Source organism: Microbacterium altimontanum (assembly GCF_058349865.2).
Genome location: NZ_JBYRJB020000003.1, coordinates 85,288 through 110,133, shown reverse-complemented (window position 1 = coordinate 110,133; position 24,846 = coordinate 85,288). Strand labels below are relative to the sequence as shown.

The 24,846-nt window shown below is 70.9% G+C and carries 26 protein-coding genes; 8 read left to right on the top strand and 18 right to left on the bottom strand.

Annotated features, from left to right (window positions below; translation table 11 throughout):
* Positions 1–30: 30 nt before the first annotated feature.
* Positions 31–891 carry a PHP domain-containing protein gene (locus AC3RX1_RS05240; RefSeq protein ID WP_491500189.1) on the bottom strand — a complete coding sequence of 287 codons (861 nt, stop codon included), beginning with the start codon at positions 889–891 and terminating at the stop codon, positions 31–33.
* 56 nt (positions 892–947) lie between these two features.
* On the opposite strand from AC3RX1_RS05240, the gene AC3RX1_RS05235 reads away from it, so the two are divergent.
* Positions 948–1,967, top strand: coding sequence for an endonuclease/exonuclease/phosphatase family protein (locus tag AC3RX1_RS05235; protein ID WP_491500188.1), 1,020 nt, complete (start codon positions 948–950; stop codon positions 1,965–1,967).
* Between the two features lie 59 nt (positions 1,968–2,026).
* On the top strand, positions 2,027–3,460 hold the full coding sequence (locus tag AC3RX1_RS05230) for an aminopeptidase P family protein (protein ID WP_491500187.1): 1,434 nt from the start codon (positions 2,027–2,029) through the stop codon (positions 3,458–3,460).
* Positions 3,461–3,482: 22 nt separating this feature from the next.
* Here the strand turns inward: AC3RX1_RS05230 and AC3RX1_RS05225 are convergent, their stop codons facing one another.
* On the bottom strand, positions 3,483–4,157 hold the full coding sequence (locus AC3RX1_RS05225) for an alpha/beta hydrolase family protein (protein ID WP_491500186.1): 675 nt from the start codon (positions 4,155–4,157) through the stop codon (positions 3,483–3,485).
* Positions 4,135–5,016 carry a YflT domain-containing protein gene (locus tag AC3RX1_RS05220; protein ID WP_491500185.1) on the bottom strand — a complete coding sequence of 294 codons (882 nt, stop codon included), beginning with the start codon at positions 5,014–5,016 and terminating at the stop codon, positions 4,135–4,137. The genes AC3RX1_RS05225 and AC3RX1_RS05220 overlap by 23 nt, the downstream gene beginning before the upstream one ends.
* Positions 5,017–5,083: 67 nt before the next feature.
* Here AC3RX1_RS05220 and AC3RX1_RS05215 point away from each other — a divergent pair, with 67 nt between their 5' ends.
* From AC3RX1_RS05215 to AC3RX1_RS05205, 3 genes are read left to right on the top strand one after another with little or no spacing between them, the layout of a single operon-like run.
* A complete protein-coding gene (locus AC3RX1_RS05215; protein ID WP_491500184.1) occupies positions 5,084–6,367 on the top strand; it encodes a magnesium transporter in 1,284 nt (427 codons plus the stop codon).
* Positions 6,367–6,891, top strand: coding sequence for a DUF1003 domain-containing protein (locus AC3RX1_RS05210; RefSeq protein WP_491500551.1), 525 nt, complete (start codon positions 6,367–6,369; stop codon positions 6,889–6,891). Before AC3RX1_RS05215 ends, AC3RX1_RS05210 begins: the two co-directional genes overlap by 1 nt.
* Positions 6,888–8,048 (top strand): P-loop NTPase, encoded by a 1,161-nt coding sequence (locus AC3RX1_RS05205; RefSeq protein ID WP_491500183.1) that lies wholly within the window; start codon positions 6,888–6,890, stop codon positions 8,046–8,048. Before AC3RX1_RS05210 ends, AC3RX1_RS05205 begins: the two co-directional genes overlap by 4 nt.
* Here AC3RX1_RS05205 and AC3RX1_RS05200 read toward each other — a convergent pair.
* The gene (locus tag AC3RX1_RS05200) at positions 8,039–8,479 is read right to left on the bottom strand and encodes a hypothetical protein (protein WP_491500182.1); all 441 of its coding nucleotides are present in this window, start codon (positions 8,477–8,479) and stop codon (positions 8,039–8,041) included. The two genes, AC3RX1_RS05205 and AC3RX1_RS05200, sit on opposite strands and share 10 nt — an antisense overlap.
* A gap of 281 nt (positions 8,480–8,760) precedes the next feature.
* Positions 8,761–9,132: a twin-arginine translocase TatA/TatE family subunit gene (locus AC3RX1_RS05195; RefSeq protein ID WP_491500181.1), complete on the bottom strand. Its 372-nt coding sequence runs from the start codon at positions 9,130–9,132 to the stop codon at positions 8,761–8,763.
* 75 nt (positions 9,133–9,207) lie between these two features.
* Between AC3RX1_RS05195 and AC3RX1_RS05190 the strand changes: the two genes are divergently transcribed.
* A complete protein-coding gene (locus AC3RX1_RS05190; protein ID WP_491500180.1) occupies positions 9,208–9,882 on the top strand; it encodes an O-methyltransferase in 675 nt (224 codons plus the stop codon).
* Between the two features lie 48 nt (positions 9,883–9,930).
* Here AC3RX1_RS05190 and AC3RX1_RS05185 read toward each other — a convergent pair whose 3' ends face one another.
* From AC3RX1_RS05185 to dapE, 3 genes are all read right to left on the bottom strand, one after another.
* Positions 9,931–10,101 carry a DUF3117 domain-containing protein gene (locus AC3RX1_RS05185; RefSeq protein ID WP_084515728.1) on the bottom strand — a complete coding sequence of 57 codons (171 nt, stop codon included), beginning with the start codon at positions 10,099–10,101 and terminating at the stop codon, positions 9,931–9,933.
* An 82-nt stretch (positions 10,102–10,183) separates the two neighbouring features.
* A complete protein-coding gene (locus tag AC3RX1_RS05180; RefSeq protein ID WP_491500179.1) occupies positions 10,184–11,404 on the bottom strand; it encodes a putative hexosyltransferase in 1,221 nt (406 codons plus the stop codon).
* Positions 11,386–12,462 (bottom strand): succinyl-diaminopimelate desuccinylase, encoded by a 1,077-nt coding sequence (gene dapE / locus AC3RX1_RS05175; protein ID WP_491500178.1) that lies wholly within the window; start codon positions 12,460–12,462, stop codon positions 11,386–11,388. Before dapE ends, AC3RX1_RS05180 begins: the two co-directional genes overlap by 19 nt.
* Positions 12,463–12,523: 61 nt before the next feature.
* Here dapE and dapD point away from each other — a divergent pair, with 61 nt between their 5' ends.
* On the top strand, positions 12,524–13,477 hold the full coding sequence (gene dapD, locus AC3RX1_RS05170) for a 2,3,4,5-tetrahydropyridine-2,6-dicarboxylate N-succinyltransferase (RefSeq protein ID WP_491500177.1): 954 nt from the start codon (positions 12,524–12,526) through the stop codon (positions 13,475–13,477).
* Between the two features lie 57 nt (positions 13,478–13,534).
* Here dapD and AC3RX1_RS05165 read toward each other — a convergent pair whose 3' ends face one another.
* Positions 13,535–14,104 (bottom strand): TetR/AcrR family transcriptional regulator, encoded by a 570-nt coding sequence (locus tag AC3RX1_RS05165; RefSeq protein ID WP_491500176.1) that lies wholly within the window; start codon positions 14,102–14,104, stop codon positions 13,535–13,537.
* Between the two features lie 134 nt (positions 14,105–14,238).
* Between AC3RX1_RS05165 and AC3RX1_RS05160 the strand changes: the two genes are divergently transcribed.
* The gene (locus AC3RX1_RS05160) at positions 14,239–15,672 is read left to right on the top strand and encodes an MFS transporter (RefSeq protein ID WP_491500175.1); all 1,434 of its coding nucleotides are present in this window, start codon (positions 14,239–14,241) and stop codon (positions 15,670–15,672) included.
* Between the two features lies 1 nt (position 15,673).
* Here the strand turns inward: AC3RX1_RS05160 and ddaH are convergent, their stop codons facing one another.
* The 9 genes from ddaH to AC3RX1_RS05115 all read right to left on the bottom strand — a co-directional run bounded on the left by ddaH (position 15,674) and on the right by AC3RX1_RS05115 (position 24,806).
* Positions 15,674–16,441, bottom strand: coding sequence for a dimethylargininase (gene ddaH / locus AC3RX1_RS05155; RefSeq protein ID WP_491500174.1), 768 nt, complete (start codon positions 16,439–16,441; stop codon positions 15,674–15,676).
* Between the two features lies 1 nt (position 16,442).
* Positions 16,443–17,738 (bottom strand): citrate synthase, encoded by a 1,296-nt coding sequence (locus tag AC3RX1_RS05150; RefSeq protein WP_491500173.1) that lies wholly within the window; start codon positions 17,736–17,738, stop codon positions 16,443–16,445.
* 200 nt (positions 17,739–17,938) lie between these two features.
* The gene (gene dapC, locus AC3RX1_RS05145) at positions 17,939–19,042 is read right to left on the bottom strand and encodes a succinyldiaminopimelate transaminase (RefSeq protein WP_491500172.1); all 1,104 of its coding nucleotides are present in this window, start codon (positions 19,040–19,042) and stop codon (positions 17,939–17,941) included.
* 2 nt (positions 19,043–19,044) lie between these two features.
* Positions 19,045–19,365 carry a ferredoxin gene (fdxA, locus tag AC3RX1_RS05140; protein ID WP_491500171.1) on the bottom strand — a complete coding sequence of 107 codons (321 nt, stop codon included), beginning with the start codon at positions 19,363–19,365 and terminating at the stop codon, positions 19,045–19,047.
* Between the two features lie 10 nt (positions 19,366–19,375).
* Positions 19,376–19,768, bottom strand: a complete 393-nt coding sequence (locus AC3RX1_RS05135) for a histidinol dehydrogenase (RefSeq protein WP_491500170.1) — start codon at positions 19,766–19,768, stop codon at positions 19,376–19,378.
* Between the two features lie 52 nt (positions 19,769–19,820).
* Positions 19,821–20,135: an AzlD domain-containing protein gene (locus AC3RX1_RS05130; protein ID WP_491500169.1), complete on the bottom strand. Its 315-nt coding sequence runs from the start codon at positions 20,133–20,135 to the stop codon at positions 19,821–19,823.
* A complete protein-coding gene (locus tag AC3RX1_RS05125) occupies positions 20,132–20,833 on the bottom strand; it encodes an AzlC family ABC transporter permease (RefSeq protein WP_491500550.1) in 702 nt (233 codons plus the stop codon). The genes AC3RX1_RS05130 and AC3RX1_RS05125 overlap by 4 nt, the downstream gene beginning before the upstream one ends.
* A 189-nt stretch (positions 20,834–21,022) precedes the next feature.
* Complete coding sequence (gene typA, locus AC3RX1_RS05120; RefSeq protein ID WP_491500168.1) at positions 21,023–22,936, bottom strand: translational GTPase TypA; 1,914 nt, start codon at positions 22,934–22,936, stop codon at positions 21,023–21,025.
* 178 nt (positions 22,937–23,114) lie between these two features.
* Positions 23,115–24,806: an ABC transporter family substrate-binding protein gene (locus tag AC3RX1_RS05115; RefSeq protein WP_491500167.1), complete on the bottom strand. Its 1,692-nt coding sequence runs from the start codon at positions 24,804–24,806 to the stop codon at positions 23,115–23,117.
* Positions 24,807–24,846 lie beyond the last annotated feature (40 nt).

Below are 24,846 nucleotides of genomic sequence, written 5' to 3'. Positions count from 1 at the left end.
CGCCGCAGCCGCCTGCGCCCCTGTCTTCGCTCAGCCGAAGACGGGGGCGCTTCCGGTTCCGCGGTCGATGATCCGGGCGACCATGTCGTCGGCCGTCGTGTTCTCTCCCGGCACGTTCGGCTTGCCGGCGCCGTGGTAGTCGCTCGAGCCGGTGACGATGAGATCGTGCGCCTCGACGAGCCGTCGGAGGGTGCGGACCCCGCTCAGCCTGTTCTCGCGATGCCCGAGTTCGAAGCCCGCGAGGCCCGCGTCGAGCATCTTCTTCAGCAGGGGGGCGGGCAACACGCCGGCGCGCCCGGCGGGGTGGGCGACGATGGGCACTCCCCCGGCCTCGGCGACGAGGGAGACCGCGGTGACGGGGTCCGGCGAGTAGAGGGAGACGTAGTAGTCCCCGCCGGGGTGCAGGATGCCGGCGAAGGCCTCGGTGCGGTCGCGCACGTGGCCCTTCGCGACGAGCGCGTCGGCGATGTGCGGGCGGCCCACGGTCGCCCCGTCGCTCGTCTGGGCGACGATGTCGTCCCAGCCGAGGTCGTAGTCGCGGGCGATGCGATCGGCCATCGTGCGGGCGCGGTCCATGCGCGAGCCGCGCACGCGATCGGTCATCGCCCGCAGCGCCGCATCGTCGGGGTCGATGAGGTACGCGAGCACATGTACGCTGCGCCACTCGTACTTCGCCGACATCTCCATGCCGGGCAGGAACGTCATGCCGAGCGACGTGGCGGCGGAGGCTGCCTCCGCCCATCCCGACGTCGTGTCGTGGTCGGTGAGGGCGACGGTGCGCAGGCCGTGCTCGTGGGCCGAGCGGATCACCTCGGCGGGCGGCTGCGTACCGTCCGAACGTTCGGAGTGAAGATGCAGGTCGCTCGGTCCGCTGAACGAGTGCAACGCCATTGTCCGAGGGTAGCGCGTGCGCCGATCTCACAGCCTGCTGACATAGAGTCGCGGTCGTGCTTCGCCTCCTCGGGATCCTCGCGACCGTGCTGTGCGCGATCGGCGCGGCGGTCCTGACCTGGCCGCAGTTCTTCCACCTCGAGCGGGTGTTTCCGATCGCCCAGGTCATCTCCTTCCGGGGCGTGATCGTCCTCGGCTTCGCCGCGCTGCTCGTGCTGATGCTGCTGCTCATGCTCATCCGACCGATCCGCGGGTTCGCCGCATCCCTCGCCCTCGTCATGTTCCTCGCGACGGCGGCAGGCGGCACCATCGTCCTCGCCCGTGGCACGGGCACCGATGCGCTCCCCGCGAAGGGCGAGGGGAGCATCCGGGTGATGACGTGGAACACGGCGGGCTCGGCCACCTCGCCGGAGGCCATCGCCCGCACGGCCGTGGCGATGGATGCCGACATCGTGACGCTGCCGGAGACCACGATCGAGACGGGTGAGGAGGTCGCCGTGGCTATGCGGGGCCTCGGGCACCGCATGTGGGCGTACCACACCCAGTATGGCGCCCACGGCTGGGATGCGAGCTCGACGACGATGCTCATCTCCCCCGACCTCGGGACGTACTCCGTGATCGAGTCGTCGGCCGACGGCACGAGCAACACCTCGACGGTGCCGTCGGCGGTGGCGATGCCGGTGGACGGATCCGGTCCGACGATCGTGGCGGCTCATGCGGTGGCGCCGCGTGAGCATTACATGGACAGCTGGCGCCACGATCTGCAGTGGATCGCCGACCAGTGCGCGTCGGGGGATGTCATCCTCGCCGGCGACTTCAACGCGACCGTCGATCACATGGCGGGCTTCGGTGTGGACGACGGCACCATGGGGCGCTGCCGCGACGCGGTGTCGGCCACCGGCAACGGCGGGGTCGGCACGTGGCCGACATCGATGCCGGCGCTTGCGGGCGCGCCGATCGACCATGTGATGGCGACGGATGCATGGACCCCGGTCGGCTCGGTCGTGCTGACGTCGATGGATGGCAGCGGCAGCGATCACCGGCCGCTCGTCGTGCAGCTGGATCCGGCGAAGTAGCGCGCGCTCCCGGCTCGGGCGCCCGGCAACGACCCAGGCGCGCGTGCGAGACTGGAGGGATGAGCACGACTTCGGAAGAGTCCACCGGAACGGCCGAGCGCACGACGACGAGCCAGAACCGGCGTCAGCCGTTCCCGCAGGGCTTCCTCGACACGATCTCGACGGGATGGGCCGACCGGCCGGAGTCGGTTCCGCCGCGTCGCGACCAGGCGCCGTTCGCGGCGCAGCGGCGTGCGGCCCTGTCGGCCCGATTCCCGGGCAAGCGCCTGGTGGTCCCCGCGGGCGAGTTGAAGCAGCGCAGCAACGACACCGATTACCCGTTCCGCGCGCATTCCGCGTTCACGCACCTGACAGGGTGGGCCGCCGACGCCGAGCCGGGGGCGAAGCTCGTCTTCGAGCCGACCGCCGACGGGCACGACGTGACCCTGTACTTCCGTGAGCGGGCCGATCGGACCACGGCCGAGTTCTACTCGGATGCGTCGGTCGGCGAGTTCTGGATCGGCCCGCGCCCGGCACTGGCGGGTGTCGCTGCCGACCTCGACCTCGCCACCGCGCACCTCGACGACTTCACCGCGAGCGACGCGGACCTGGTGGTCGGCGAGGACGACGCTCTCACGAGCGCGGTGTCGGAGCTGCGGCTCGTGAAGGACGAATACGAGATCGCGCAGATGCGCCACGCCGTCGACGTGACGGCGCAGGGCTTCGACGACATCGTGGCCGAGCTGCCGGCGATCATCGCCCACCCGCGCGGTGAGCGGGTGGTCGAGGGCGTCTTCCACCGGCGCGCGCGCAGCGACGGCAACTGGGAGGGCTACGACACGATCGCCGCGTCCGGGCCCCACGCGTGCTATCTGCACTGGACGCGCAACGACGGGGCCGTGGTGCCGGGCGACATGATCCTCATCGACGCCGGCGCCGAGGTCGACAGTCTGTACACGGCTGACATCACGCGGACGATCCCGGTGTCGGGAACCTTCACTGAGGTGCAGCGCCGGGTCTACGAGGCCGTCCGGGAGGCGGCCGACGCGGCCTTCGCGCACGCGCGTCCCGGGGTGACGTTCCGCAGCGTGCACGAGACGGCGATGCAGGTCATCGCCGAGCGGACGGCCAAGTGGGGTCTGCTCCCGGTGACCGCCGAGGAGGCGCTCGACGCCGACAAGGGCGGTCAGCACCGTCGCTACATGGTGCACGGCACGAGCCATCACCTCGGCATCGACGTGCACGACTGCGCGCAGGCGCGCCGGGAGATGTACTACGACGGCATCCTCGAGCCGGGGATGGTGTTCACGATCGAGCCGGGCCTGTACTTCCAGATCGACGATGAGACGGTGCCGGCGGAGTACCGCGGCATCGGCGTGCGGATCGAGGACGACATCCTGGTGACCGCCGACGGCGTCGAGAACCTGTCGGCGGCGATCCCGCGGACGGCCGACGAGGTCGAGGCCTGGGTGCGGGGCGGGGTGCAGGGCGGGGTGCAGGGCCGGCGCTCCTGAGCACCGACTGACCCTCCGCTCGTCAGCCGCGATCGCGCATCCAGCGCAGCGCACGCTCCGCCATCTCGGCGCCGATCTCCTCGGCCGGGCGCTTTCGGCGCGCCACCTCGAAGCCGTGGCCGGCGCCCTCGACCCATTCCAGCGTGGCGTCATGGCACGAGGCGACCGCCGCCTCGAGCTGCTCGTGCGGATCGACGAACGGATCGCGCGTTCCCGACACGAAGAGCTGCGGCTCCTCGATGCGCGGGAGGTGCTCGACACGTGGCTTGTCGGGACGTCCCGGCGGGTGCAGCGGATACCCGAGGTAGACGAGGCCGGCCGGCGCGATCAGGCCTTCCGCCGCGGCCATCGACGCCATCCGTCCGCCGTACGATCGCCCTGCGGCGAAGAGCCGCTCCCCCGCGCCGACGGCGCCGACCACCGCCTGCCAGGCCGCGACAGCGTGTGCGGCGGGCCCCGGCATCCGCCGGCCCGCCTGCGAGTACGGGAAGTTGAACAGCACCGCGCGCACGCCCGCCGCTGCGACGGCCGTGGCGAAGCCCGTGAGGAAGGGGTGGTCGAGCCGCGTGCCGGCGCCATGCGCGACGATCACCGTGGCAGACGGATGCGTCGGCTCGTGCACGACGGCATCGACGGGCACTGTCCCCGCCGGCAGGGGGACCTCGACGGTCAGCTCATGCGTCGCGACGGTCGTCATCCGCCGGCTCGTCCCGCTTCGGAGCGGCGGAGTCATCGCCCACCGGCACCGAGCCGCGCGGATCCGCGTCATCGGGTTCCGACGGGTGGTGCTCCTGCGCGGGGCCGTCCGCGGCATCCGCTGGACCCTCTGCGGCGTCCGCGGGACCCTCCGCTGTGTCCGCAGGATCCCCCGCGGCATCGGCGGGAGCCTCCGCTGTGCCGGCCGGACTTCCCGCGGTCTCCGCGGGGGACTCCTCCGGCGGAGCGGGAGTGATCCGCTCGCCGTAGCGCGGCGGCTCGGCCGGTGTCCGCTCGCCGTACGCCGGCGGCGCGATCCGTTCGCCGTAGCGGGGGCCGCCCTCATCGGCTGCGGAGCGGGCGGGTGCGTCGGGACGCGCGACAGGCGGAGCAGCGCCGCCGCCCATCACCTCCCGGGCGCGGTGGATGCTCGATGCGACGACGGTCACCTCGTAGTGATCGGCGATCACCTGCATGACCGACGCGAAGTCGCGGCGACGCCGCACGATCGCGTACGCGCCGATGCTGAACAGCATGCCGAGGGCGACGCCCACGAACATGACTCCGATGAACACCGCGACGACGACCGACGGGTTTCCGAGCAGGAAGATCGCCGAGAAGAACAGACCCAGCAGCAGGCCGTTGATCGCGCCCTGACGGGCGGCCGTGGCGTAGCCGAGCTTGCCGGTGACACGCTCCACCGACCGCAGCCCGCTCCCCACGATCGCGATGTCGCGTGCGGGCACGTCGGCGGCGATGAGCGCCGAGACGGCCTTCTGCGCACCCTCGTACGTCGGGAAGCTCGCGACGGTCTCGCCGACCTCGCCACCCCGACCCTGCGGCATCCCGGGCATGCTCATCCCCCTATCTTGTCATGAGCCCCGACGCGGTCTCTGAGGGGCGGTGCCGGGCGGCTACGCTGAGACGGTGAGCACGCAGAGGGTTTTCGTCGCGCGGCTGTCGGGCTGCACGGTCTTCGACCCCGCGGGTGACCGCGTGGGCCGGGTTCGCGACGTCGTCGTGATCTACCGCAAAGACGACCCTCCTCGAGTCGTGGGTCTCGTCGTCGAGATCCCCGGTCGCCGCAACGTGTTCCTCTCCATCGGCCGCGTCACCTCGATCGCCACCGGGCAGGTCATCACGACCGGCCTCATCAACGTGCGCCGCTTCCAGCAGCGGGGCGGTGAGGTCCGCGTCATGGCGGAGCTGCTCGGCCGCAAGGTCTACTTCCGCGACGGCAGCGGCCACGCCGTCATCGAAGACGTCGCGATCGAACAGGACCGGCTCGGCCTGTGGAACGTCAGTCAGCTCTTCCTGCGCAAGCCGAAGACGAGCGCGTCCCCGTTCGCCAAGGGCCCGACGACGTTCGCGACCTGGCAGGACGTGCGCGAGCAGCAGACGCCGGGCGAGGCGCAGTCGGCCGAGCGTCTTGTGGCGACCTACTCCGAGCTGAAGCCCGCCGACCTCGCGAACACTCTTCTCGACCTGCCCGATGAGCGCCTCCTCGAGGTCGCCGAGGAGTTGCCCGACGACCGGCTCGCCGATGCGCTCGAGGAGATGCCGGAGGACGAGCAGCTGCACATCCTCGAGCAGCTGGGCGACGAGCGCGCCGCCGACATCCTCGATGCGATGGAGCCGGATGACGCCGCCGACGTGCTCGGTCAGCTGCCCGAGAACCGCCTTGAGAAGCTCCTCGACCTCATGGAGCCCGAGGAGGCCGAGGACGTCCGCGCGCTCCTGAAGTACGGCCCCGACACCGCCGGCGGACTCATGACGAGCGAGCCCATCGTGCTCCCCGCCGATGCGACGGTGGCCGAGGCGCTGGCCCTCATCCGGCGCCACGAGCTGCACCCGGCGCTCGCGGCGGCGGTGTTCATCACCCTGCCTCCCTACGAGACTCCCACCGGCCGCCTGCTCGGCACGGTGCACTTCCAGCGGATGCTGCGCTACCCGCCGCACGAACGTCTCGGTGCGATCATCGACGACACCGTGGATCCCGTGCCGGTGACCGCGACGGCGGCGGAGGTCGCGCGTCTCCTGGCCAGTTACAACCTCGTGTCGATGCCGGTCGTCGATCCGGCGCAGCGGCTGGTCGGCGCGGTGAGCGTCGACGACATGCTCGACTACCTGCTGCCGGAGGACTGGCGCTCACAGGACAGCATCGAGCACGCCCCGGCGGCGGCGGGTCCGCCCGTGCGGAGGCGGCGATGATGGCGCGCAACGCCGATCGCGGGCGGCTCGACGCGCCACGCGGGCGGACGGGTATGCGCGGGCGCCCCGTGCAGCCGTCGCGCGACAGGTTCGGGCGCTTCACCGAGTGGGTCGCGCGCGCGATGGGCACACCGGCGTTCCTCGCGATGCTCACGATCTTCTGCGCGGCGTGGCTGGCATGGAACACCCTGATGCCGCCCGCGGTGCGGTTCGACTCGGCCGCGAACGGGTTCACTGCACTCACCCTGATGCTGTCGCTGCAGGCCTCATACGCCGCTCCCCTCATCCTGTTGGCGCAGAACCGGCAGGATGATCGAGACCGCGTGCAGATCGAGCAGGACCGCCAGCGGGCTGAACGCAATCTCGCAGACACCGAGTACCTCGCACGGGAGATCGTCGCACTCCGCATGTCGATGACCGAACTGGCGGGCGAGGTCCTCACTCGCGAGGCCCTGCGGCAGGAGCTGAAGGCGCTGCTCGAGCAGCTCGACGAACAGCCCGACCAGCCGCAGTCGACGCCATGACGTCGCTCGACGACGCCGTGCGCGTCGCCGTCGGCGCGGTCGTCGACCCGGAGCTGCGCGTGCCGATCGAGCGCCTCGACATGGTGCGGGGCGTCACGGTGTCGTCGGACGGTGTGGCACATGTCGACATCGTGCTCACCGTCGTCGGGTGTCCGATGTCGGAGCGCATCACCGCCGACGTCCATGCCGCCGCGACGGCGGTTCCCGGCATCACCGAGGCACACGTCGGCGTCGGAGTGATGGACCCCCGGGAGCGCGGCGCTCTCGTCGAGCGCCTGCGCGGCACCCGACGGGGCCGCGGAACGGCGTCCGCCGGCCCGGCGATCCTCGCCGTCACGAGCGGCAAGGGCGGTGTGGGGAAGTCGACTGTCACGGCGAACCTGGCTGTCGCCCTCGCACGGCGTGGCAAGAGCGTCGGTCTCGTCGACCTCGACGTGCACGGCTTCTCGATCCCCGGCCTCATGGGGCTCGTCGACGCTGCGGGCCACACCGTGCGGCCCACGCGCATCGACGACATGATCCTTCCGCCGATCGCCTACGACGTGAAGACGATCTCGATCGGGATGTTCCTGCGCGAGGGCGACGAGAACCGTCCCGTCGCCTGGCGCGGCCCGCTGCTGCACCGCACGGTGGAGCAGTTCCTCACGGACGTGCATTTCGGCGACGTCGACGTGCTGCTCCTCGACCTGCCGCCCGGCACGGGCGACATCGCGATCACGGTGGGCCAGCTGCTGCCGAACGCCGAAGTGCTGGTCGTCACGACGCCGCAGCCCGCCGCAGCCGACGTCGCGGTGCGCAGCGGCGCGCTCGCCCGCCAGACCGGACAGCATGTGCTCGGCGTCGTCGAGAACATGGCACCGCTCACCCTGCCCGACGGGAAGACGCTCGACCTCTTCGGCACGGGTGGCGGAGCGGCAGCCGCCGAGACTCTGTCGGACGGCGACGAGACCGTGCCGCTGCTCGGCTCCATTCCGCTCAGCCCTCCGCTGCGCGCCGGCGGCGACACGGGGGCGCCGGTCGTCGCCGCCGCACCCGACGACCCCGCCGCCGCGGCCATCGGTGCACTCGCGGATCGCATCGCCGCGACGCTGTGGCCTTCGCCGCGACGCGGAGCCGTGAACCTCGGCAGCACGGGCCGGCCCGGTCCTCACGCGTAGTCGTCGGCGGCCAGCACCCGCACGCCGCGGTCGTGCACGAGGAACTGCGCGCGCACGCGGGCGCCCTCGGCCGCGCATGCCGCACCGAGCTCGCGGGCCCAGGCGCGCTCCTCGTCGCCGATCCGCGGTCCGCCCGGCCGCTCCCACGCGAACACCGCCTGGGCGAGGCTGAGGTCGGCCATCAGGTCGGCGACGCGGACGGCGAGCAGCTCCGCCGCCGTACTGCCCTCCGCGCCCCGCAGCCGCTCGCCCGGATCCACCGGCAGCCCCGCACAAGGCAGGAGGACGGGCGACTGCACGTCGTCCTCGTCGAGGAACATCATCCACAGCTGTCGTGTGCCGGCACGCTGCAGCAGGAACTCGATTCGCTCGGTCAGGAGGATGTCGTCGGCAAGCGGCGCCTCGCGGTCGGCCGCGGTCATCTTCGTCATGCGTCCAGCGTGGACCCCGGCCCTCCTGCGCGACCGGCGCTCGGCGGATCTGTGGAGAACTCGCGTCGCTCCCGCCCCCGCCCCCTGCCTGGGGAGGCGCCGGCGGATCCGTCGGGGCGCCGCCGATCGGCCGACCGCGGAGTCGCTCAGGACACCTCAGGCCGATCAGGCCGCCCGGAGTCGATCGGGCAATCGCGGAGTCGCTCGGGCCGCCTCGGGCCGATCAGGCCGCCCGGAGTCGATCGGGCAATCGCGGAGTCGCTCGGGCCGCCTCGGGCCGATCAGGTCGCCTCGGAGTCGAACGGCACCGTGCCATCGGGGAGGAAGCCGCGCCGTCCCGCTCCCGCCTCGGCACTCTCCGCCGAGACGACCGGCGCAGCCGCGGCCGCGGGACGAGTGGGCGGCGAGTCGTCGAGGAGCGCCTCGCGGATGATCCGGCGCGGGTCGTACTGCCGTGGATCGAGCGTGCGCCAGTCGACGTCGTCGCCGATCTCCTCCCTCATCCGCTCCTTCGCGGTGCCGAGCATCTCCCGCCCACGTCCGACCAGCTGCGCGAGCATCGCGGCATAGCGCGGCAGCCGGTCCGGACCGAGCAGCAGCGCGGCGATCACACCGATCACCACCAGCTTCTCGATCGTGAGCCCGAAGATCATGTCTTCAGGTTACCCGTCGCGCCTGCGGGCCCGGCTCGAGCGACTCACGTAGGCTTGCCGCGGAGGGATGCGCAGATGAGCGATCAGGAAGCGAACCAGCGGTTCGTGCAGGAAGCGACGGTCGAGCCCGACCACATCGCCCGCGCTCGCGCACACGCCCTCGAACTCGGCGCATCGCCGGTCAGCCCCGCCGTGGGGGCTCAGTGCGCGGTCATCGCCGCTGCGTCCAACGCCCAGAGCATGATCGAGATCGGCACGGGCGCCGGAGTCTCCGGTCTGTGGCTGCTGCACGGCGCACCGCGCGCCATCCTCACGACCATCGACAGCGAGCCGGAGCATCTCGGGGTGGCGCGGCAGTCGTTCGCGGAGGGCCGGATTCCGCCGGCGCGCGCCCGTTTCATCGCCGGACGGGCGGCCGAGGTGCTGCCGCGGATGAACGAGGCGTCGTACGACATCGTGCTGGTCGACGCCGACCCCGAAGGGGTCATCGAGTACGTCGAGCACGGCCTGCGACTCGTCCGCCCGGGAGGCACCGTCCTCGTGCCCCGAGTGCTGGCCGGCGGCGCGGTCGCCGACCCGGTGCGGCGCGATCCCGTGACCCAGGCCTTCCGCTCCCTCATCCAGGAGACCCAGTCGTCTCCCGCGGTGATCGGAGCGCTGTCGATCGTCGGCGAGGGTCTGCTCCAGCTGACGACGGTGCGCACCGACTCCGCACAGACGTCAGCGGCCGGTCTGCTGACCGGCCGCTGATGTGCTGATGGTGGTGAACGAGAGGTTCACGACCGCTGATTGCGTGAACTACGCGTTCACGACACCGCCGAGCACGTCGTAGAGCTCCTTCGCTTCCGCGTCGTTCACGGAGACGACAAGGCGTCCGCCACCTTCGAGCGGAACGCGGACGATGATCAGGCGACCCTCCTTCACAGCCTCCATCGGCCCGTCTCCGGTTCTCGGCTTCATGGCTGCCATCGTGGCTCCTTTTCGTCGTGGTCTGGATGTCAAGTTTATCGTGACGGCCAGACCGGGCGACAACCGGCCCGCGCAGCGCTGTTCAGGGGATCTGCCAATACGTGTTGCCGAGGGCGTACATGTTGTAGATCCACCACCACTGCCCCAGCAGGCACACCGCCAGCACGCTGCACCGCCACACGCGTGAACGCGGCACCGCGGCGGCGCCCCACAGCGGAGAGAGCGGGACGAGCAGCCGAAACAGGCTCGACTGCGGGAAGAACACGGCGAGCAGATACAGACCGTACGACGCCGACCACAGCCTGATCTCCGGGCCCACCCGACGGATGCGGGGCCCGAACAGCAGCAGTGCCGCGGCCGCGACGGCGACCCCGATCAGGACGACGTATCCGGTGGCCTCTCCGAGTCCCCAGGTGCGGAACCAGAACGCCGCTCCGGTCCAGAAGCCCTGGAAGGGCACGAACCCGCTCTCGGCGCCGATCCAGTCGCGGCGCCAGCTGAGCTCGGTGAGCATGTACGCATCCGTCTGCCCGGTGACGGCGGCGGCGATGACGGGCCATGCGAAGCCGACGACCGCCGCCCACAATCCGGCCGCCACGATCTGGACGATCTCGCCGGTGCGCAGCGGCTCCCGTGCTCGTCGCCAGAGGCGATGGATGCCATGCAGGGCGAGGAACAGCGCGAAGGCGAGCACTCCGGGTCGCGTGAATCCCATGAGCGGGATGAGCAGGAACAGCCAGCCGTACCGGCGCCGCGCCGTGCACCAGAGCCCGAGGAACAGCCACAGCAGGAACAGCGATTCCGCGTAGCCGATCTGGAACACGGCCGCCAACGGGGCGCAGGCGAAGAAGACCACGGCCCAGGTCGCCGTCTGATCGCCGAGCCTGTCGCGCAGCAGCGCGTGCAGCACGAGGCAGGCGAGGTACCCGGCGACGAGCGAGATCACCAGCGCGGCGATCTGCCAGCCGACGCCCGTACCGCCGAGCAGGCGCGCCAGATACGGATACAGGGGCATGAACGCCCACGCGTTCTGCTGCACGTTGCCTGCGGCGTCGACGGGCAGCGTGCTCGGGTAGCCGTTGACGGCGATGTACCAGTACCACTGCGCGTCCCACCCCAGGAGCAGGGTGCCGATCGCCGGATGCGCGCCGTGGCGGGAGTCGGGCGTCGCCATCTCGGCTGCCAGGGCGAAGAACCCCGTGGTGACGATCCGGGCGGCGAGGTACAGGATGCCGATGCGCGCCGCCGCGGGCAGGCGGCGCCATCCGCTGCGGACGCCGTCGGTCAGCGGGAGGACAGCCACGCGCGAAGGCCCCGCTCGACGCCCTCGATCTCGGCGATCGGCACGCGCTCCTCGTCGTGGTGGGCCAGCTGCGGGTCGCCGGGTCCGTAGTTCACCGCCGGGACGCCCAGCGCCGAGAAGCGGGCGACGTCGGTCCAGCCGTACTTCGGACGGGGTTCGGCACCCACCGCGGCGAGGAACTCCCGCGCGAGGGGTGCGTCGAGTCCCGGACGGGCGCCGGCCGAGGCATCCGTCACCTCGACTTCGAAGCCCTCCAGCACGCCGCGCACGTGGGCGATCGCCTCGTCGACGCTGCGGCTCGGGGCGAAGCGGTAGTTCACCTCGACCTCGCACGCGTCGGGGATCACGTTTCCGGCCACGCCGCCGGCGATGCGCACGGCGTTGAGTCCCTCGCGGTACACGAGCCCGTCGACCGCCACCTCGCGCGGGCGGTACTCCGCCAGCCGGGCGAGGATGGGCGCTGCGGCATGGATCGCGTTCTCGCCGATCCACGCCCGGGCGCTGTGCGCGCGGACGCCGTGTGTGCGGGCGACGACGCGGAGAGTGCCGTTGCAGCCGCCCTCGACCTCACCGCGGGAGGGCTCCCCCAGGATCGCGAAGTCGGCGGCGAACAGATCGGGACGCGTCTGCGAGAGGCGATTCAGGCCGTTGCGGGAGGCGTCGACCTCCTCGTGGTCGTACCACATCCAGGTGATGTCGACGCGCGGGTCGGCCAGTTCCGCAGCGAGCTTGAGCTGCACGGCGAGGCCCGACTTCATGTCGACGGTGCCGCGACCCCAGATGTACGGCTCGCCGTCGACCTCGATGTCGCGGGTGGGGACGTTGGCGTTGATCGGCACGGTGTCGATGTGCCCCGCGATCACGACCCGCTGGTCGCGTCCCAGGTTGGTGCGCGCGACGATCGTGTCACCGTCGCGGTGGACGTCGAGGTGGCCGAGCGCAGAGACGGCGGAGTGGATCGCGTCGGCGAGGACGGTCTCGTCGTCGGAGACGCTCGGGATGTCGCACACGGCGCGGGTGAGGTCTGCGGATGTCTGGGAGAGATCGAGCGCCGCCATCCTCCGAGTCTAGCCAGACACACTGCGGGGCCCACCGGGCCGAGCGCGCTAGCGTGGAAGGATGAGCGACGAGCGGCTGATCTTCGGCACGGGCCTTTCCACGGTGGCATCCGACGGCACGGTGCTCGACACCTGGTATCCGCACCCCCGGGTCGGCCGCGCCGACGCGACGACGACCGCGACGCGCGGCGCGGACCTGCAGGACGGAGCCGGCGAGGACCCGCGGCGCGGAGTGCGCACCGAGATCGTCGATCTGCAGATCGACCTCGACGACGCGCCCGCATCGACCGCCGATGTGTACCTCCGTCTGCATGCCCTGTCGTATCGCCTCGTGCGGCCGAACCAGGTCAACCTCGACGGTGTCTTCCGGTTCCTGCCGAACGTTGCGTGGACGACGGCCGGCCCGGTCCATCCCGATGACCTTCCGCGGCTGCGGCTCGTGCTCCGCGGCGCCGGCATCCAGGTGCAGGGGCTCGACAAGTTCCCTCGACTGCTCGACTACGTCTCCCCCGCCGGCGTGCGGATCGCGGATGCGTCGCGGGTGCGCCTGGGCGCGCATCTCGCGCCCGGTACCACCGTGATGCACGAGGGCTTCGTGAACTTCAACGCCGGCACGCTCGGCGCCTCGATGGTGGAGGGCCGCATCTCGCAGGGCGTCGTCGTCGGCGACGGCAGCGACATCGGCGGCGGCGCCTCGATCATGGGCACGCTGTCGGGCGGCGGCACGCACCGCGTCTCGATCGGCGAGCGGTGCCTGCTCGGGGCGAACGCCGGCATCGGCATCTCGCTCGGCGACGACTGCGTCGTGGAGGCGGGCCTCTATGTGACCGGCGGCACGAAGGTCGTCCTCGTCGACGAGCCGCCGCGCGCCGACGGGTCTCGCCCGAGCGTGAAGGCGGCCGAGCTGTCGGGACGGGGCGGCATCCTGTTCCGGCGCAATTCGGTCACCGGCGCGGTGGAGGCGCTGCGCCGCGAGGGCGTCGGCGTCACCCTCAACGAGACGCTGCACGCCTGAGCCGCACAGCGGGCGAGGTGGCCCGGATCGCCCACGCGTGTGCGGCTGGGCGACCGGTCAGGCCCGGATCGCGCTGATCGCGAGCCTCAGCACCCGGCGACGCTGCGCCTCGTCGTCGAACGACGACACCGCCGCGACACCCGAGACGAGCTTCACGACGTCGCTGATCGTGACATCGGGGTCGGCGACGCCCGCCTGCTGAGCGCGCTCGAGGAGCGGGGCGCCGGCGCCGAACATGATCGCGCGGCACTCGTTCATCACGGTCGAGGGCCGGTTCAGGCTGTCCAGCAGCACGTGCTTCGTGCCGACGTACTGCACGAACCGCTCGAGCCACGCCTCCAGAGCCGCCCACGGCTCGAGCCCGGAGACCTCGTCGGCCGCCTGGGCGAGCGCATCGACCTCGCCGAGGTAGAGCGTGTCGATGAGGTCGTCGCGGGTCGGGAAATTACGGTACAGCGTGCCGATGCCGACGCCCGCGCGTCGGGCGATGTCCTCCAGGGATGCCGCCGAGCCCTGCTCCGCGAACGCGTCGCGGCCGGCGGCGACGAGGGCGTCGAAGTTGCGCGCGGCGTCGGCGCGGCGCGGCCTGCGCGCGTCGAGAGCCCGAGTGCGCTCGGCGACGTCCATCACTGCCCTCCACGATCGTCTGAGAAAGTGCTTGCAAAGCGGAGGCATCCTCCGCTACGGTTTAAGCGGAGGCTTCCTCCGTTCGGAGCCACTCTCCGTATTCTACTCGACGCACCATCGGATCGGTAGGCATCATGTCCCCTTCATCCACTCCTCTCCGCGCCTTCGCGGCCATCGCCGTCAGCGTCTCCTCCATCGCACTGCTGCAGAACCTCGTCATCCCGGTGCTGCCCATGATCGAGTCGGGCTTCGATGTCACGACCGATATCGCCGCCTGGACGATGACCGCCTGGCTCATGGCGGCCGCCGTCGCCACGCCGCTGCTCGGCCGCGTGGGCGACCTGCGCGGACGCCGCGGCACCATGCTCGCGGTGCTCGCCCTCGTCATGCTCGGCGATCTGATCGCCGCTCTGGCGCCCGATATCGGCCTGCTCATCGTGGGCCGTGTTCTGCAGGGCGCGGGCGGCGCAGTGTTCCCGCTCGCGTTCGCCCTGCTCCGCGAGGTCATGCCGCCGGCGCGCCTCACCGGGGCGATCGGCTCGGTGAGCGCACTCGTCGGAATCGGCGGCGCTGCGGGAAGCGTGCTGGCCGGTCCCCTCTCCGGGGCGATCGGATGGCGCGGCCTGTTCGAGGTCGCGCTGTGCGTGAGCGCGTTCGGCGCGCTCCTCGTCGTCGCCTGGATCCCGCGGACAGGGCTCCGCGCAGCCGGGCGCCTCAACACGCGCTCCGCGCTCCTGCTCTCCGGGTGGCTCGTCGCCCTGCTCCTCCCCCTCTCCTCGGGCGCGCACTGGGGCTGGGCGAGCCCGCTCACGATCGGGCTGTTCGCCGCGGCGGCGATCCTGCTCGCGGGCTGGATCGTGTCGGAGCGGCGCGCGGCGGCACCGCTCGTCGACATCCGCATGCTCGCGCACCGCGCCATCTGGCCGGTGAACGCGGCCGGCCTGCTCATCGGCGTCGCCGTGTTCGGCTTCTGGGGGTACCTGCCGCTGTTCCTCGAGGTGCCGGCGTCGACCGGCTGGGCGCTCGGCCTCACGGTGGAGAACGCCGGCCTCGTGCTCGTGCCGCTCCTGGCCGGGATGTCGCTCGCCGGGTTCGCCACCGGCCGCCTGTCGCGGCTGTTCCCCCTGCGCACGCAGCTCGTCGGCGGCTCCGTGCTGCTCGGGCTCTCCGTGATCGGCGCCGTGCTCTTCCACGCGCAGGTCTGGCAGCTCGCGATCGCCGGTGGCCTGTTCGGCGTCGGGGTCGGGGCCGCGTACGCCGCGATGGCGAGCATCATCGTCGAGAGCGTGCCCGCCGACAGCGTCGGGGTGGCGACCGGAGTGAACGCGAACCTGCGCTCCATCGGGCAGGCCGTCGGATCGGCGCTCATGACCGCCATGGTGTTCGGCTCGGTCGACGCCGACGGGGCGCCCATCGAGGGCAGCTACGCGACGGCGTGGCTCACGATCGCCGTCGTGGGTCTGCTGGCCGCCGTCGTCGTGGCCGTGGTCCGCACGCGGCGCGGGCGCGACGCATCCGTCTCCACCGTGCCGGAGACGGAGCCTGCCGAGTTCGCCGAGGCGGCCTGAGTCAGCCTCGGACGCGCACCGACAGGCAGGTGACGCATCCTTCGAGAGCCTCGAACTGCGTGACCGGCACCGTCACGACCTCGAGACCGCGCGCCCGGAACAGGGCCGCGGTCTCGGGTGCGTCGGCGGACATCAGCACAGTGCCCTCGTCGAGCACGACGACCGCGGTGCCGTGCTCCTCGGGCACGGGGAGGAAGTCGTCGAACACCGTCGGATCGTCGACGAGCGGCGGGAAACCCACGACGGTGCCGTCGGGCAGCGCCGTGACGCCGCTCTTCAGGTGCAGCACCTTGGTCACCGGGACCGCGGTGAGCGTCCACCCACGCGGCTCGACGAGCGCTCGCAGCTGGGCGATGCCGTCGTCGTTCGTGCGCGACGAGCGTCCGACGTACACCGAGCGGCCGATCTTCAGGACGTCGCCGCCGTCCAGCGTGCCGGGCGCCGTGATCGCGGCCGTCTCGACGGCAAGAGACAGCGCCTCGAGGATCGGGCGCACCGACTCCGCCTCACCGCGCCGCGACGGGGCACCGGCCCGGCACACCACCGCGAGGTCGTCGAAGAGCACGACGGTGTCCTCGACGAAGACGCCATCCGGGTGCTCGTCGGCGGGGTCGGCCTCGATGACGTCCCAGCCCCGCGAGCGGAAGGCGTCGACGTAACCCTTCCACTCCGCCACGGCGGTGGCGGGGTCGACCTCGACGCGTTCGAGGTGGGTCAGTTCGCCGTCGGCCAGCCGCGGAGACGGCCGCCGCACGATCAGGCGCGGCACCTCAGACCCCCGGGTAGTCCCGCTCGGCGGCGCCGGTGTACAGCTGCTGCGGACGGCCGATCTTCGACTGCGGGTCGTTCACGGACTCGCGCCACTGCGCGAGCCATCCCGGCAGCCGGCCGATCGCGAACAGCACGGTGAACATCCGGGTCGGGAAGCCCATGGCCTTGTAGATCACGCCGGTGTAGAAGTCGACGTTCGGGTACAGCTTGCGCTCGACGAAGTAGTCGTCGGCGAGGGCGATCTCCTCGAGCTCCTTCGCGAGGTCGAGCAGCGGATCCTTGATGCCGAGCTCCGCGAGCACCTCGTCCGCGGACTCCTTGACGAGCTTCGCCCGCGGGTCGTAGTTCTTGTAGACCCGGTGCCCGAAGCCCATGAGCTTCACGCCGTCTTCCTTGTTCTTCACCCGCTCGACGAAGCGCTGCACGCTCTCGCCCGAATCGCGGATGCGAGCGAGCATCGCGAGAACCGCCTCGTTGGCGCCGCCGTGCAGCGGCCCGTACAGGGCGTTGATGCCGGCCGAGATCGACGAGAACTGGTTCGCGCCGGTCGAGCCCACGAGACGCACGGTCGAGGTCGACGCGTTCTGCTCGTGGTCCTCGTGCAGGATGAGCAGGCGCTCGAGCGCGCGCGACATCACCGGGTTGACCTCGTACGGCTCGCTGAGCACGCCGAAGTTCAGCTTGAGGAAGTTGTCGACGAAGCTCAGCGAGTTGTCGGGGTACAGGAACGCCTGGCCCACGCTCTTCTTGTGCGCGTAGGCGGCGATCACGGGGAGCTTGGCGAGCATCCGCACGGTGTTCAGCTCGTTGTGCTCCGGGTTGTGCGGGTCCGACTGGCCCTCGTAGTACGTCGAGAGCGCCGACACCGCGGAGGAGAGCACCGACATCGGGTGGGCGGTGTGCGGCAGCGCCGAGAAGAAGCGCTTGAGATCCTCGTGCAGCAGCGTGTGGCGGCGGATGCGCTCGTCGAAGTCCGCGAGCTCACTCGCACTGGGCAGTTCGCCGTACAGCAGCAGCCACGCCACCTCGAGATACGAGCTGTTCTTCGCGAGCTGCTCGATGGGGTAGCCGCGATAGCGGAGGATTCCCGCCTCGCCGTCGATGTACGTGATCGCCGACTTCGTGGCCGCGGTGTTCACGAATCCGTAGTCGAGCGCGGTGTACCCGGTCTGCCGGGTCAGGGTGGAGACGTCGACACTCGGGGCGCCGTCGGTCCCCGTCAGCACCGGCAGCTCGGCGGTGCGATCCCCGATGGTGAGGGTGGCAATGTCCGGCTGGGCTCCCGCGTCGGTCACGACGCCTCCTTGCGATGTCTGTCGTAGAGGGACTCGCGGGCCTGGAACACCCTTCCGGGCCGACCCGTGGAGCGTTCACCGTGACCGGGATCCGGCCGGTGACCGGGTCGTCGGCCCGGATCCGCTCGTCATACAGCCTATCCCGCGTCACAGCCTACTGAGACATCGGCCAAAGGATGCCGGGATCCGATGGAGGTCGGCTACGACTCCAGCCGCGCCGCGGCCGCTGCGATCCGCTCGTCGGGCGCGGTGAGGGAGAGCCGCACGTGCTGCGGGAAGTGGATGCCGTAGAAGTGGCCGGGCCCGGCGAGGATCCCGAGATCGGCGAGCCGGTCGAGACTCTCCCAGGCGTCGCGCCCCTCGGTCGCCCAGAGGTACAGCCCGGCCTCGCTGCCGTCGATGCGGAAACCTGCCAGTTCGAGGGCGGGCTTCAGGATGTCGCGGCGACGCCGGTACGTCTCCTTCTGAGCGGCGACGTGCGCGTCGTCGCCGAGCGCCGCGCCCATCGCCTCCTGCACCGGTGCGGGGACCATGAGTCCGAGATGCTTGCGCGCTGTCAGCAGGCGCGCCACGAGCGCGGCGTCGCCCGCGAGGAACGCGGCGCGGTACCCGGCGAGGTTCGACTGCTTGCTGAGCGAGTACACCGACAGCACGCCGGTGTCGTCGCCGTCGGTCACGCGCGGGTCGAGGATCGACGGGATCGGCTCGACATCCCATGGGCTGTCCCAGCCGAGCTCGGCGTAGCACTCGTCACCGGCGATCACGGCGCCGAGTTCGCGGGCCCGGGCCACCGCCGCGCGCAGCGACGGGATGTCGCGGACGCGGCCGTCGGGATTGCCGGGGCTGTTCAGCCAGATCAGGCGCGTGCCGTCCGGCCACTCGCCGGGATCGTCGGCGGCGACCGGCGTGGCGCCGACCAGCCGGGCGCCGACCTCGTACGTGGGATACGCCGCGCGCGGGTGCACGACGACGTCGCCCGGCCCGAGCCCGAGCAGCAGCGGCAGCAGGGCGACGAGCTCCTTCGAGCCGACCGTGGGAAGGATCTGCGCGGGACTGAGCCCGGGTACGCTGCGACGCCGGGCATACCAGTCGGCGATCGCCTCGCGCAGCGCCGGGGTGCCGATCGTCTGCGGGTAGGAGTGCGCGTCGGTCGCGGCGGTCAGCGCGCGACGCACGACACCGGGCGTGGGGTCGACCGGCGAGCCGATCGACAGGTCGATGATGCCGTCCGGGTGGGCCCGCGCGCGCTGGGCGTAGGGCGCGACGGCGTCCCACGGGTAGTCGGCGAGGTCGGCGATGCCCACGGTCAGACGTTCTGCGGCGGCAGGGCCGCCACGATCGGGTGGTCCTTGTGGATCACGCCGACCTTCGCCGCGCCGCCGGGAGAGCCGAGGTCGTCGAAGAACTCGACGTTGGCCTTGTAGTAGTCGGCCCACTCCTCGGGGAGGTCGTCTTCGTAGTAGATCGCCTCGACGGGGCAGACGGGCTCGCAGGCGCCGCAGTCCACGCACTCGTCGGGGTGGATGTACAGCGATCGGTCGCCTTCGTAGATGCAGTCGACCGGGCACTCGTCCACGCACGCGCGGTCCTTGACATCCACACACGGCAGGGCGATCACATACGTCACGCGCCCCAGTCTAGCCGCGCCGCCGCAGGGCGGAGAGGTCGGGCCAGGCCACCGCGACGGCGGAGATGAAGGCGACGGCGATCGCCCAGACGAGGCCGAGACTCACTCCGAAGAGCTCGTCGAGACCGCCCTGCGGCACGATGACCGAGCCGCCCGGGCCCGCGCCCGAGAAGACGACGGTCGCGAGGAGCGCGCCGACGCCGCCGCACAGCGCCGCCCAGCGGTCGGTCGTGAGCGCGCGCATCGCGATGAGCATGGCGGCGAAGCCGATGACGGCCAACACGAGTCCGACCGGCCATCCGCCGAGCCGGTAGGCGTGCGCGATCGTGCCGGCCGTGCCGTAGACGGCGCCGATGAGGAAGGCGATCACCCAGGCGAGCAGGCGTGACACGGTGGAGCTCACCGGGTCAGTCTACGGCGCCGCATCGACGAGGCCGTCTCCCCCGCGACGGCGCTCAGGCCGCCCATCCCCAGAGGCGCAGGAGCGCGGCCACGACCGCCGCCGCGGCGACCACCACGAGGAACGGCGCGCGCAGCAGCAGGAGACCCGCGGCGACGGCGAGGGCGGGCACCCGCGCGTCCACGACGATCGCCTGCCCGACGCCGAGGGTCTGCACCGCGACGAGCGCCGCCAGCAGCGCCACGGTGAGCAGATCGGCGATGCGGGAGGGCTTCGGCGCCTCCATGACCGCGGCGGGGACGAGGTAGCCGAGCGTCTTCAGGGCGACGCACGCGATGGCCGCGATCAGCACGGCGTTCCACAGCGTCACGGCAGGCCCTCTCGTTCCGGGACGTCCGCCGGCTCGGCAGGCGCCGTCTCGCTGCGGCCCAGCCAGTTGAACCAGCCCACGACGATGGCGACCACGGCTGCGACCAGGACCGGCAGGCCGGGCATGAGCACGGGTGTGAGGGCGGCCGCCACCACTGCGGCGGCGATCCCCACGGCGATCGCCTGGCGACGGCGCAGCCGCGGCCAGAGCAGGGCGAGGAACGCCGCGGCGGCCGCGGCATCCAGCCCGTAGGCCTTCGGGTCGCCGAGCACATCGCCGAGCAGTGCGCCGGCGAGCGTCGTGAGGTTCCAGCCGATGTAGATGCCGAGCCCCGTCGCCCAGAACCCGAGCTGCTGGGCGCGGCGCGTCGGCTGCCCGAGGGCGACCGCGGTCGACTCGTCGATCGTGAGGTGGGCGGCAGCCGCCCGGCGCCAGAACCCGTCGCCGACGACGGGAGCCATGCGCATCCCGTAGGCGATGTTGCGCACCCCGAGCAGGGCGGCCGAGGCGATCGCGGCCGGGGCGGCCGCCAGTCCCCCGCTGATCACCCCGATGAATGCGAACTGCGATCCGCCGGTGAACATCACGAGACTGAGGACGCACGTCTGCCACACGTCGAGACCCGACGCGGTCGCGAGTGCGCCGAACGAGACGCCGTACGCGCTCGTCGCGACGGCGACGCCCATCGCATCGCGCATCGCGCGGCGCCGGGCCGCGGCATCCGTCGCCTCTGTCACGATGCGAGCCTACCGGCGCGCGAGCCGCTCCCCCGTCCGGGAGGGAGACCCGCGCGACTGCACATCAAACGCGCGACTGCACATCATCCTGCGCGCGGATTGGTGTGCACTCGGCGAAATCGTACGACTTCGCCGAAAGGGACCGCGGGGTCAGGCGCTGGCGTCCTGACGCTTCAGGCGGGCGGTGGTGCGGGCGCGGTCGTGGCCGTCGAGCACGACCTTGCGGATGCGGACGGTCTCGGGCGTCACCTCGACGCACTCGTCCTCGCGCGCGAACTCGAGGCACTCCTCCAGCGACAGCGTGCGCGGGGGGGTCATCGACTCGAACGTGTCGGCCGTGGAGGAGCGCATGTTCGTGAGCTTCTTCTCCTTGGTGATGTTCACGTCCATGTCGTCGCTGCGCGAGTTCTCGCCGATCACCATGCCCTCGTAGACCTCCTGCGTGGGCTGCACGAAGAACGACATGCGCTCCTGCAGGGCGATCATCGCGAACGGCGTGGCCACGCCCGACCGGTCCGCCACGATCGAGCCGTTCTGACGCGTGACGATCTGGCCCGCCCAGGCCTCGTACCCGTGCGAGATGGCGTTGGCGATGCCGGTGCCCCGGGTCGTGGTGAGGAACTCGGTGCGGAAGCCGATGAGGCCACGGGAGGGCACGACGAACTCCATGCGGACCCACCCGGTGCCGTGGTTCGTCATCGACTCCATCCGTCCCTTGCGCGTGGCGAGCAGCTGGGTGATGGCGCCGAGGTACTCCTCGGGCGCGTCGATCGTGAGGTGCTCGAACGGCTCCTGCAGCGTGCCGCGCTCGTCACGACGGGTCACGACCTGTGGCTTTCCGACGGTCAGCTCGAAACCCTCCCGGCGCATGTTCTCGACGAGGATCGCCAGCGCGAGCTCGCCGCGACCCTGCACCTCCCACGCGTCGGGCCGGCCGATGTCGACGACCTTCAGCGACACGTTGCCGACGAGCTCGCGGTCGAGCCGGTCCTTCACCATCCGGGCGGTGAGCTTGTGCCCCTTCACCTTGCCGGCGAGCGGCGACGTGTTGGTGCCGATCGTCATCGAGATCGCCGGCTCGTCGACGTGGATCGCCGGCAGCGGACGCACGTCGTCCGGGTCGGCGATGGTCTCGCCGATCGTGATGTCCTCGAATCCGGCGATCGCGACGATGTCGCCGGGGCCGGCCTCCTCCGCGGGGTACCGCTCGAGCGCGCGGGTCTTCAGCAGTTCGGTGACGCGCGCGTTCGAGTGCGAGCCGTCGTGCCGCACCCATGCGACGGTCTGGCCCTTGCGCAGCGTGCCGTTGAACACGCGCAGCAGGGCGAGCCGGCCGAGGAACGGCGACGAGTCGAGGTTCGTGACCCACGCCTGCAGCGGCGCCTCGTCGTCGTACGTCGGGGCGGGGACGTGCTCGAGGATCGCCTCGAACAGCGGTTCGAGGTCGTCGTTGTCGGGTAGCTCGCCGTTCGCCGGCCGGGTGCGCGACGCAGCTCCGGCACGGCCGGAGGCGTAGACGACGGGAACGTCGAGCAGCGCGTCGACGTCGAGGTCGGGCACATCGTCCTGCAGGTCGGACGCGAGGCCCAGCAGCAGGTCGTGGCTCTCCTCCTCCACCTCGGCGATGCGGGCGTCGGGCCGGTCGGTCTTGTTCACGAGCAGGATCACCGGGAGCTTCGCCTCGAGCGCCTTGCGCAGCACGAAGCGCGTCTGCGGCAGCGGGCCCTCCGACGCATCCACCAGGAGCACCACGCCGTCGACCATCGACAGCCCGCGCTCCACCTCGCCGCCGAAGTCGGCGTGGCCCGGGGTGTCGACCACGTTGATCGTCACCGGCTGGTCGGTGTGCGCGCCGTTGTAGGTGATCGCCGTGTTCTTGGCGAGGATCGTGATGCCCTTCTCGCGCTCGAGGTCGTTCGAGTCCATCGCGCGCTCCTCGACGTGCGCATGATCGCCGAACGAGCCGGTCTGGCGGAGCATGGCGTCGACGAGCGTGGTCTTGCCGTGGTCGACGTGGGCGACGATCGCGACGTTGCGCAGATCGGAGCGGTGTGCAGTGGACATGACCGGTGGCACCTTTCGGTGGAGAAGAGAGAGGATGCGGGGGCTCTGTCAGAAACAGTGTCGCGACGCGGCAGAAAACGCGAGAAGGCGCCCGCCCCGCAACCGATTCTATCGGTGCGCGGCGGGCGCCTTCACAAGCGACGCTCAGGAGCGCTCGCGGGGAGCGCTCCTGAGGGCCTCACTTGGTGAAGCCGACCTTGGTCCAGTCGTCCGTGAGGTCGGTGAAGGTGCCCGGGCCGTAGTTGGCCAGGTTCTTGTCCACCACCTGCACGTTCGGGTACGGGTAGATCGGCAGCATCGGCATGTAGTCGGCGATCGTGTTGTTGATCTCCTTCGCGATGTCGAGGCGCTTGGTCTGGTCGAGCTCGGTGTTGGCCTGCTTCCACAGGTCGCCGAGCTTGTCGTCCGTGACGAACGCGTAGTTCTGACCGCTGCCGCCCGGCTTCATCTCCGGGTAGAACAGCGACTCCGTGGAGCTGATCGGGAACAGGGTGCCCTGCCAGCCGAACGTCGCCATCTCGTACTTGCCGTTCTGGATGTTCGTGAAGTAGTCGGCGCTGGGGACCTCGTCGAGGGTCACCGGCACGTCGATCTTCTTCAGCGACGCCTGGATCTGCTGGGCGCGCAGCTCGTTCGACTTGGTGCCCTGCGGGACGATGACCGACAGCTTCAGCTGCTTGCCGTCCTTCGTCCACTGGTTGTCCTCGTGCTTGTAGCCGGCCTTCTCCAGGCCCTTCTTCGCGGCGTCGAGGTCGTAGGGCAGCTTCTCGCCCACGGTGTCCTCGTAGCCCTTCTGACCGGGCATGAAGATCCAGTTGCCGTCGGTGGTCGCCTTCACGCCCATCGGCTCGTTGGCGGTCTTCGCGATGAGGTTGCGGTCGATCGCCTGGGCGATCGCCTTGCGCACGTCGGGGTTGTCGACCGGCGCCTGCAGACCGTTGAAGGTCACCTGCGAGTAGGTCAGGCCGCCCGAGCTGAGCGCCTTGGCGCCCGACTTCTTCAGCGCCGCCGTGTACGTGTCGACGTCCTGCGCCTCGACCGCGTTGATCTCGCCGTTGGCGAAGGTCTGCGCCTGGGCGCCCTGGTCGATGACCTTCCAGACGATCTTGTCGAGCTTCGGCTTGTCGCCCCACCACTTCGGGTTCGGGGTCTCCGTGTACACCTTCGCGCTGTTGTCGATCTTGCTCATCACGAACGGGCCGCTCGAGGGCAGCGGCTTCGTGGTGAAGCTCGCCCACTTCGTCGGGTCGCTCGCGATGTCGGCCGGCACGGCCGGCGTCGTCAGCAGCGCCTGCCAGTCCGCGTACGGGGTGTCGAAGGTGAACTTGAACTCGTAGTCGCTGACCACCTCGAACTTCGACACCTTGTCGAAGCCCGCCGACGAGGCGATGTTGAACTTGTCGTTCTTGCCGGAGAGCGCGGCGAACGTCGCCTCATAGTCCTTGGCCGTCAGCGGCGAACCGTCCTCCCACACCGCCTTCTCGTTGAGCTTGACGTCGACCGTCTGCGGCGACTCGCTCTCGAGCTTGATGTCGGTGGCGTAGTTCGGGTCGGGCGTGACCGAGCCGTCCTTGGTGGCCTTGTAGGGCGTACCCATGAGCGGCGACTGCATGTTCACGACCGGGACGTTCGCGCCCTGCGTCGTGCTGATGTTCCAGTTGCCCTCGTCGGTGCCCGACGACAGGACCGCGAGACTGAGCGTGCCACCCTGCTGCACGTCATCGGCTGACACCGGTGTCCAGCCGATGAGCGGCAGCTGCGGCGGCTCGCTGTTGGTCGGCTTCGCGTTCGGCTGAGCACAGCCGGCCAGTGCAAGGCCAGCAGTGCTGAGCACAGCGACAGCCGCGAGTGCTGTGGTTCTGCGGTTCATGTGCTTCCTCTTCTTCCATTGACCCGTCGTGTGCCGACGG

Coding starts and splice junctions, on each gene's coding strand:
- AC3RX1_RS05240 (WP_491500189.1), bottom strand. CDS start 891: ATGGCGTTGCACTCGTTCAGCGGACCGAGCGACCTGCATCTTCACTCC.
- AC3RX1_RS05230 (WP_491500187.1), top strand. CDS start 2,027: ATGAGCACGACTTCGGAAGAGTCCACCGGAACGGCCGAGCGCACGACG.
- AC3RX1_RS05225 (WP_491500186.1), bottom strand. CDS start 4,157: ATGACGACCGTCGCGACGCATGAGCTGACCGTCGAGGTCCCCCTGCCG.
- AC3RX1_RS05220 (WP_491500185.1), bottom strand. CDS start 5,016: ATGAGCATGCCCGGGATGCCGCAGGGTCGGGGTGGCGAGGTCGGCGAG.
- AC3RX1_RS05210 (WP_491500551.1), top strand. CDS start 6,367: ATGGCGCGCAACGCCGATCGCGGGCGGCTCGACGCGCCACGCGGGCGG.
- AC3RX1_RS05205 (WP_491500183.1), top strand. CDS start 6,888: ATGACGTCGCTCGACGACGCCGTGCGCGTCGCCGTCGGCGCGGTCGTC.
- AC3RX1_RS05200 (WP_491500182.1), bottom strand. CDS start 8,479: ATGACGAAGATGACCGCGGCCGACCGCGAGGCGCCGCTTGCCGACGAC.
- AC3RX1_RS05195 (WP_491500181.1), bottom strand. CDS start 9,132: ATGATCTTCGGGCTCACGATCGAGAAGCTGGTGGTGATCGGTGTGATC.
- AC3RX1_RS05190 (WP_491500180.1), top strand. CDS start 9,208: ATGAGCGATCAGGAAGCGAACCAGCGGTTCGTGCAGGAAGCGACGGTC.
- AC3RX1_RS05185 (WP_084515728.1), bottom strand. CDS start 10,101: ATGGCAGCCATGAAGCCGAGAACCGGAGACGGGCCGATGGAGGCTGTG.
- dapE (WP_491500178.1), bottom strand. CDS start 12,462: ATGGCGGCGCTCGATCTCTCCCAGACATCCGCAGACCTCACCCGCGCC.
- dapD (WP_491500177.1), top strand. CDS start 12,524: ATGAGCGACGAGCGGCTGATCTTCGGCACGGGCCTTTCCACGGTGGCA.
- AC3RX1_RS05165 (WP_491500176.1), bottom strand. CDS start 14,104: ATGGACGTCGCCGAGCGCACTCGGGCTCTCGACGCGCGCAGGCCGCGC.
- AC3RX1_RS05160 (WP_491500175.1), top strand. CDS start 14,239: ATGTCCCCTTCATCCACTCCTCTCCGCGCCTTCGCGGCCATCGCCGTC.
- AC3RX1_RS05125 (WP_491500550.1), bottom strand. CDS start 20,833: ATGCGCGATGCGATGGGCGTCGCCGTCGCGACGAGCGCGTACGGCGTC.
- typA (WP_491500168.1), bottom strand. CDS start 22,936: ATGTCCACTGCACACCGCTCCGATCTGCGCAACGTCGCGATCGTCGCC.
- AC3RX1_RS05115 (WP_491500167.1), bottom strand. CDS start 24,806: ATGAACCGCAGAACCACAGCACTCGCGGCTGTCGCTGTGCTCAGCACT.